We start from the raw sequence: 7,146 nt of genomic DNA on the forward strand, positions 1-7,146 counted from the left end.
TTATATGGTTATATAACTAAAGAGGCTGCTGTAGCTGGCGAAGTTTTACTACAACCACAAACAGCAATAGAGGGAACCAAAATGTTAGTGAGTCTTTTTCCTGCTATTCCCTTTATTATATGTGTTGGATTATTGTATTATTATGAAATTAATAAAGGCATGGAAATACAAATAGAAAAAGAGTTAAAAGAAAGAAGAAATAACAAAATAGAAAAAGAATAAAATATGCCTGAGGAAAGTATTGAACATATTGATTTTGATAATTTAAATAAAAGAGCGATATCAAAACCTTTAATAGGTAATCTTTACACTGCTGATCCTTCAGCACACTATTTTAATGGTAAAATTTACATTTACCCGTCACATGATATTGATGCTGGAGAAGCATTTGATGATTTAGGAAGCCATTTTGCCATGGAGGATTATCATGTAATATCGATGGATACCATAGATAGTGAAGCACACGATAATGGTGTAGCATTACATGTAGATGATGTACCGTGGGCAAAACAGCAAATGTGGGCTCCAGATGCGAACGAAAAGGATGGTATATTTTACTTGTTTTTCCCAGCAAAAGGATATGATGGTATATTTCGTATTGGCGTGGCTCTAAGTCAATCACCTACGGGACCATTTACTCCTCAACCAGAAGCAATTAAAGGAAGCTTCTCCATTGACCCTGCTGTTTTTAAGGATGATGATGGCAGCTATTATATGTATTTTGGTGGTCTTTGGGGAGGCCAATTACAGCGTTGGAGAACAGGATCATTTAACGCGGAGCAACCTGAAAGCCCTAATGCATTTCTTCCAAAAGACGATGAACCGGCCTTATTGCCGTTTGTTGCTAAAATGACAGATGATTTATTGGAGTTCTCAGAGAAAGCAAAAGAAATTCAAATTATAGATAAAGACGGTAATCTATTATTGGCAGGAGACAATGAACGCCGATTCTTTGAAGCTTCATGGATGCATAAACACAACGGAAAATATTATTTTTCTTATTCTACAGGAGACACCCATTTAATATGCTATGCCATAGGAGATAGTCCTTATGGCCCTTTTATCTACGCTGGAAAGATACTAAAACCAGTGGTGGGATGGACTTCACATCATTCTATTTGTAATGTTGAAGGAAAAACATATCTATTTTATCATGATTCTTCATTATCCAAAGGTGTAACACACCTTAGATGTGTTAAAATGACGGAAATGACTTATAAAAAAGACGGAAAAATAGTTACATTGAATCCTTATAAAAATAAATAAGGTTCTGTTAATAATGAATTGATTTTAAAAAAATGTTACGTTTCCATAATTAATTAGAGCTTTTTAAGTTAGATTTACCTTAATATGATGAACACTAATGCGAAAATTAGTAGAATCAAGCTGTTTTCATGGAGTAAAAAAAATTGAAATAAATAAAGTTTCTATATTGCTTATTAATCGGTCTTTCGCAAAAACGAATTAAGCAGTTATGTTAACAGCAGTTTTTCTTATAGAGCCAAATTAAAATAAACATACGAATAATAGAAAACATGTTTATTAAATAAATATCTCAAAGATGTCTCATAAAAAAACTAGAAAGAAAAATAAACTCTGTTATATTGAAAACATTTTTTAGCGTTTGCCCTAAATTTTGAATTTATCATGAAATTAAAAAGACCTATTTACTCTTTCATATTATTAAACGTTATCCTGTGTACCTGTTTATGGTCTCAGGAAAATTTTTCTGATTTTAATTTTGTAGAAATAAAAAAAGGAATTTCCAAAGTAGGAATTTATTCTATAACACATGATCATTATGGTTTCACATGGATTGGAACAAATGGCTCGGGGTTATATAAATTTGATGGCATAGATTATACTTCTTATAAATTTAAAATAGACGATTCTACATCAATAAGCAATAATTTAGTGTTTTCAATATATATAGATAAAACAAATCGTCTTTGGGTTGGAACTGAGGATGGTCTAAATTTATATAATAGAGATTTAGATCAATTTACAAAAATTTCATTTGAGAACTCTATAGAGACTAACTTATCAATTTTAAGTTTAAAAGAAGATGATTCTGGTAATTTATATATTGGGACTCTTCAGCAAGGCTTATTAAAACTTAATTTAAAGACCTTAAAAGTAAAAAAAGTAACAGGTTTGGATAATCTGATAACTTCTGTAAATAGTATTCAAAAAAACAATCAAGGTAAAATATTTTTTGGGACTAATACTGGGCTTAAAGAAGTTGATACTATTTCCAACCAAATTATCGATTATAAATTAAAATTTTCAGACTCTATTACAACTAATCATCCAATTCAAAATATGATGATTGATAATAAAAATAATCTTTGGGTCGGAACTATTTCAAATGGTTTATATAAATATGAATTCGATGATGTAACTAATAGTTTCATTAGTTGTAGTCATTTGCCTATAACTAACAATCGTATTTTATCAATTATACAATTAGCAAATCAAAACGTATTAATTGGTACTGAGAATGATGGTCTTTATCATATTAATTACGAAAACTCTCAAATTAAAAATTATAGGTATAATAAAAATGAAATAAGTATTATTAGTTCAAATTCTATATGGTATTTATATTTAGATAAAAATGATAGAATTTGGATTGGCTATTACAATAATGGCGTCGCTATTAGTGATAATTTATATGATAAATTCCATAATATTGAAAGTATTCCGCGTGAATTTAATTCGTTAAAGGCAAAATCTGTTACTAGTATAGTTAAAAGGTCTAAAGACCATTTTTTATTAGGCATGGATGGTGGAGGGATTGATTTATATAATACTAAATCTGATAAAATTGACCATATAAATAGGTTTGATACTAAATTATACTCTGGTTTAACAAGTGATTATATTCAAACTATTTTTATTGATAGTAAAGATAATATTTGGGCTGGTAGTTGGGATAATGGTATTTATATTTTAGATAAAGGGAGTAGAGAATTTAAAAATATTAATACTCAAAATTCTAATGGTCAACTAACCTCAAATGCTATTTTAAGTTTTGATGAAGACAAAAGTGGTCAAATTTGGATTGGCACCTATTATGGCGGTTTACATTCGTTCAATCCTATAACAAAAAAAATAACGCACTATGATTTTGATTATATGGTGCACAGAAGTAGTGATAATATAATTCCTGCCATCAGTAATATAAGAAAAGTTTTCGTAAGCGAGGATAATGCCATATGGCTTGGAACGACTGAAGGTCTTTTCGAAATAAAGAAACGTGGGGACAATGAGTTGGAAATTACACCTTATTCAGAAAGACTTGCTAAGGCATATAACAACAAAAAAAGATCAATACAAATTCTATCAATATATGAAGATTCAAATGGTTATTTGTGGATAGGAACAAGAGGTGCTGGCCTTTGTAGATATGATAGAAGGAATGATACGATTAAATTGTTTAATGAATCTGTTGGTCTATATCAGGGAAATGTAGCAAGCATTATTGAAGGAGATGATGGTAATTTGTGGGTAAGTGGAAATTCTGGGATTTCTGTTATTAATTTGGAAACCAATGAAGTAATTAATTATACGTCTAATGACGGTTTATTGTCTGATGACTTTAATTTTAATGCTGTTTTAAAAGATACAAATGGTAAATTATATTTTGGAAACTATAAGGGTGTAGATTATTTTAATCCAAAGGAAATAAAAGTAAATACTAATAGTCCATCCCTACATTTGACTGGATTTAAATTATTTAATAAAGAGGAAGTTCCTAATACAAAAGGTTCACCACTTCATAAGCAAATATCGGAAACGGATAATTTAACACTTAGCCACAAGCAATCTGTTTTCACTATTGAATATACAGGAATAAATTATACTAGATCTGAAAAAAACCAATATGCATACTATTTAAAAGGTTTAGAAGAATCTTGGAATTATGTTGGAAACTTAAGATCCGCCACGTATACAAATTTAGATTATGGAGACTATACTTTTATGCTTAAAGCAGCAAATAATGATAATATTTGGAATGAAACCCCTTTGAAATTAGGAATAACCATAATGCCTCCTTGGTGGCGAACACGTTTTGCATTATTTGGGTATGTAGCTCTATTTTTTCTAGGATTATATTTTTTAAATAAAGTGACTCGGGATAGAATTAAAGAAAAACAAGTGATAATTAATGAGCGAAATAAGAGAGAGCTAGAAGACCTATCAAACGAGAAAAAATTACAATTTTTTACGAACATTTCACATGAGTTTAGAACGCCTCTGACTTTAATAATAAACCCTTTGCAAGACATTATAAGGAATACTAGTTTGAATCTTCCTGAATTTATCAAGGCAAAGCATCGAGTAATTTATAAAAATACAGATAGGCTATATAGACTTATAAATGAATTGATTGATTTTAGAAAACAAGAATTAAATAAAATGAATTTAAGAGCTCAAGAGCTTAATCTAGTTCATTTTACAAAAGACATTATAAGTTATTTTAAAGAAGAGGCATTTAGTAGAAATTTGTTGCTTACTCTTGACGCTGATTTACCAGATTTACCAATTTGGGTGGATGAAAGTATGTTAGAGAAAATCATTTTTAATATTCTTTCAAATGCTGTAAAGGTGACTCCAGATGGCGGCACAATCAACATTGAAGTTTATTCCACTGACCAATTAGTTAACATGCCCTTGTTGAATAATAACGGTCCTAGTAAAGTTGTTGAAATCAAGATATCAGATACGGGTCCAGGATTTGAGCAAGACCAAGTGGATAGGATTTTTGAACGTTTCTATCAAATAGAAAACTTAAATAAAACATATTATGGCGGTACAGGTATAGGTCTTGAATTAGTGCAGAATTATGTGCATTTACATAGGGGTAAAATTGAAGTTGAAAGTGTTGTTGGGAAAGGAACTGCTTTCAAAATAATGTTTCCTGTTGGGAATAAACATTTAAATGACAATGAAATACTTATTAACCAATCTTCAGTAAAAAACAGTAATGAAAGGTTTATTCTTGCATCAAACAGAGAAGAAAATAATGATGTAGCTCGTACGGATGATAGTAATATAACAAAAACTTTACTAATTGTTGAGGATAGTGTTGAACTAAGAAATTACTTAAAAGAAGAGTTGAAACATAAATATAAAATTCTACTAGCTAATAACGGTAAAGAAGGCTTTATTTTAGCTAAGGAGGCTATTCCAGACCTCATTATTACAGATGTAATTATGCCTGAAATGGATGGGTTTGGATTTTGTAAACTAATAAAGTCAGATATCAAAACAAGTCATATCCCATTATTAATGCTAACAGCTAAATCTGCGATTGAGGATAGAATGGAAGGTATAGGCTATGGTGCAGATGCTTATATGGTTAAACCTTTTGATATGCGTTTGTTAGAGCTTCGTTTGGCGCAATTAATAACTAGCAGAAAATTGATTTTTGATAAATATTTCAGCAATATTAGTGGATCAGAAGAGAATGCGAACACAACTTCTATTGATAAAGAGTTTATTATAAAACTTCTTAATTATATAGGCAAAAATATAAGTGATTCTAATTTAAGTGTAGAACTTTTGGCTTCGGAGTTTAATTTAAGTAGAAGCCAACTCTACAGGAAAATAAAAACACTTACAGGTCAAACTGTTAATGAATTTTTAAGAAAAATAAGACTTGAAAAGGCAAAACAAATACTCGAAACAGGTTCTTTAAATATAGGTGAGGTTTGTTATAAAGTCGGTTTTTCTTCACAATCTTATTTTACAAAATGTTTTAAAGCTCATTTCGGAATTCTACCAACAGATATAGAAGTTAAAGAAAAATAAGTTTTTAAATCAAATTATTTGATTTTTTGTCGTGAAGAAAAGAAATACTGCAACATATCATTCCAATGTTGAATACCGTCATTTTTAGGGAGCTATCGCATCAAATTTTATAAAGTTTGCTTAATATGTGTTAAACTAATAATAGGTCTTTTCTACATTTGTTGATATAAAATCAACATGAAAAAAACTTTTATAAAGAAATACAGAATTTTAGTTGAGGCCATATTGGTTATTTTATTGTTTCTATTGTTGCTGTTAATATTTAGTCATTAACTTTAATATATATAAAAGTTACTAATAGCATTGGTATAAAAACAATCCAAGTTAAAGAGAGTAATTCAATTAAATATGTGTTGATAAATTGTTTCCAGTTGTTTCGACTGATTTTAAAGAACTTGGGGATAAAGCAGTAATATTTATAAATAAGTACGAATAAAATGTTATATAATAACTAAATTAATATTAAGAGAATCATTATAAATCATGTATTACATAGGATTTGATTTAGGCAGCTCCTCAATAAAAGCAGCCCTAGTTGAAATTTCAACAGGAAAAAGTATAGGTGTTGTTCAAGAGCCTAAAAGAGAAATGAGCATGCTTGCTTTAAAAAACGGATGGGCTGAACAAAAACCAGAAGTATGGTGGCAACATATCTGTAAAACCATTGATGTTTTAAAAAAAATATACAATGTATCTAGAACGCAAATTAAAGGTATTGGTATTTCATACCAAATGCATGGTTTGGTTTTAGTAGATAAGAATGGTAAACCGTTAAGAAAAAGTATTATTTGGTGTGATAGTAGAGCCGTTCAAATAGGTAAAGATGCGTTTATTAATATTGGTACTGAAAAATGTACAAACCACTTATTAAATTCTCCTGCTAATTTTACAGCTTCAAAATTAAAATGGGTAAAAGACAATGAGCCTGATATTTACAAAAAAGCATACAAATTTATGCTGCCAGGTGATTATATTGCTTATCGGTTTTCAAACAAAATAAATACTACTATTTCTGGACTTTCAGAAGGTATTTTTTGGGATTTTAAAAATGATACTGTGGCCGATTTTCTTTTAGACTATTATGGTATTGATAAAGAATTAGTGCCAGATATAGTAGATACTTTTGGTTTACAATCTGTCGTAGATGAAAAAGGCGAAGCAGAAAGCACTTTGGCAGCAGGAACTCCCATATTTTATCGAGCAGGAGATCAGCCTAACAATGCGCTTTCTTTAAATGTATTTAATCCTGGAGAAGTGGCTGCTACAGGAGGGACCTCGGGAGTTGTGTATGCTGTTACCGAAAGTTTATCAGGAAAAGAGAGTACACGT

The 7,146-nt window shown here is 29.9% G+C and carries 3 protein-coding genes and 1 pseudogene; all 4 read left to right on the forward strand.

What is annotated here, in order from left to right; translation table 11 throughout:
- Nucleotides 1-222: pseudogene (locus AC15TD_RS15335) on the forward strand (hypothetical protein); the annotation flags it as partial.
- A 3-nt stretch (nucleotides 223-225) separates the two neighbouring features.
- Nucleotides 226-1,266 carry a glycoside hydrolase family 43 protein gene (locus AC15TD_RS15340; RefSeq protein ID WP_484453018.1) on the forward strand — a complete coding sequence of 347 codons (1,041 nt, stop codon included), beginning with the start codon at nucleotides 226-228 and terminating at the stop codon, nucleotides 1,264-1,266.
- A gap of 381 nt (nucleotides 1,267-1,647) precedes the next feature.
- Nucleotides 1,648-5,817 (forward strand): two-component regulator propeller domain-containing protein, encoded by a 4,170-nt coding sequence (locus AC15TD_RS15345; RefSeq protein ID WP_484453019.1) that lies wholly within the window; start codon nucleotides 1,648-1,650, stop codon nucleotides 5,815-5,817.
- Between the two features lie 483 nt (nucleotides 5,818-6,300).
- Nucleotides 6,301-7,146, forward strand: an 846-nt coding sequence (locus tag AC15TD_RS15350) for an FGGY family carbohydrate kinase (protein ID WP_484453020.1), incomplete at its 3' end; no start/stop codon positions are given.

This window comes from Yeosuana sp. (assembly GCF_057126245.1).

Excerpts from the sequence above, each read along its gene's own strand:
- AC15TD_RS15345 (WP_484453019.1), top strand. The coding sequence starts at position 1,648 with ATGAAATTAAAAAGACCTATTTACTCTTTCATATTATTAAACGTTATC.
- AC15TD_RS15340 (WP_484453018.1), top strand. The coding sequence starts at position 226 with ATGCCTGAGGAAAGTATTGAACATATTGATTTTGATAATTTAAATAAA.